3 protein-coding genes are annotated in these 1,510 nt (G+C 46.8%); all 3 read left to right on the top strand.

Translation table 11 applies throughout. The annotated features are described in order from the left end of the window. On the top strand, positions 1-660 hold a 660-nt coding region (locus B9Y90_RS26055), incomplete at its 5' end, for a hypothetical protein (protein ID WP_085543165.1). A gap of 376 nt (positions 661-1,036) precedes the next feature. Next, positions 1,037-1,195 carry a hypothetical protein gene (locus B9Y90_RS27075; RefSeq protein ID WP_176227948.1) on the top strand — a complete coding sequence of 53 codons (159 nt, stop codon included), beginning with the start codon at positions 1,037-1,039 and terminating at the stop codon, positions 1,193-1,195. Further along, positions 1,192-1,365 (top strand): hypothetical protein, encoded by a 174-nt coding sequence (locus B9Y90_RS27070; RefSeq protein WP_176227947.1) that lies wholly within the window; start codon positions 1,192-1,194, stop codon positions 1,363-1,365. Before B9Y90_RS27075 ends, B9Y90_RS27070 begins: the two co-directional genes overlap by 4 nt. The last annotated feature ends 145 nt before the right edge of the window (positions 1,366-1,510 follow it).

Genomic DNA, 1,510 nt, shown 5'->3' with positions numbered 1-1,510 from the left:
ATGGTCGCCATGGCCGGGGTGCAGGGGGCGAAGGCGGGGGTGGTGGCGACACAGCAGGCGTCTGAGGCCGGGGAAGATGCTGGTCGTTATCCTGCCCAGCGTATTGCAATGAGTGCATCCCGACGGCAATTACTTCGCAGAACTGCAGGGGGGGCAGGGGGCCAGCAACCTGTCAGAGAGGTTGTAAATATTGATAATGCATATTCGTTGGGAATGGCTGGCGAGGCATACGAGGCAGGACGATATTCATATGCAGCAGAAACAGAGGGAGGGCATCTTTACGTTATTGCACATGGAGAAGAGGGAGGGGTAGAGTTAAACAATGAAATATTGAATGCTCAGCAATTTCATGACCATCTGAGAAATGTGGTGGGAGATCCTCCGAATGAATATCAGCAAATCACTCTTGCTATATGCCATTCAGCTGATGGCGGGGAACAAAGTTTGGGATATCAGCTTTCAAAAATTATTGGTCCTCAGACACGAGTCAGGGCGTTTTTCGGTGAGGTTATTACAGAAAGGCGGATTTTTGACAACTTGTTGCGGGCGCCTTTTACCATAGCGTCTCTGGATAGCCAGATTATGCCCCTTATGGAGGGGCAATCTGATTTACTTAATTTCACACTGGAATACAGGCCTAATCAGCTAAAGACGTGGTAAATCAGTCAACCAGACCAGAATGCCATTGGTACACGGGTAGGGGAAGGTGGCAGCGTCCCCCTTACCCGCTGCGCATTGTACTGCGGCCTTTATGATATTCCTTTCAAATCACTGCGGCAGTAGCCGCAGGATATTGGTAAGCGCACCGTCCCCGACGTCTGGAGAAACTGATTAATCCTGGTAACGATGATGTCCAAGGTTAGGAAACTGGAACGTCGTTTTACATATTTCCTGACCATGAGTTTAGCGATCAGATAAGCCCCGATGGCGCGCCATGCGATAATATTTGTGGCGAAAATGCTGCTTTCGGTGAATTTTTAACCTTAATGCCACTTTTTAGACGGATACAATCATTAAATATGAACTGGAGGTACAAATGAAAGGATACTTAATTATTTTATTTTTTATTACTGGCACTGCTAACGCTTCAGAAGCCACATCAAATAAGTACACAATAGATTCGGACAACCAGTTAATATTATCAAATGGAAATATTAAGGCTGTTGGCCATGTACACACTGAAGCGGGGATATGATTATTGATGCAGAAGAAGCTATTTATCATCGTGAAAACCCCAACAATACCTATATAACCGCCACGGGGAATCCAATAAAATACGATGGGATAACAGAAGACGGAAAACCGTTCTCAGGGAATTCTAAACCTGCGGGTATAGCTGCCGTACAGGAGAAAAAGGGGTTGTAAGCGGCAAGCCGCCATATTTTTGCCACTTGCTATTTTAGACGTCCGTAAGCGGGGGGTGCCCCTATTAAGTTGTCAAGCATGCTTATGATGCCGCAGGGGTATAAAAAGTACCGTCACGCATCATGGCGAACAGAACGTCACAGCG

Source organism: Cedecea sp. NFIX57 (assembly GCF_900177785.1).
GTDB lineage: Bacteria > Pseudomonadota > Gammaproteobacteria > Enterobacterales > Enterobacteriaceae > Cedecea > Cedecea neteri_C.
This window is presented reverse-complemented; position numbering and strand designations above follow the sequence as displayed.

Bases quoted from the DNA above. Each gene is read 5' to 3' on its own strand.
- B9Y90_RS27075 (WP_176227948.1), top strand. From the start codon at position 1,037: ATGAAAGGATACTTAATTATTTTATTTTTTATTACTGGCACTGCTAAC.
- B9Y90_RS27070 (WP_176227947.1), top strand. From the start codon at position 1,192: ATGATTATTGATGCAGAAGAAGCTATTTATCATCGTGAAAACCCCAAC.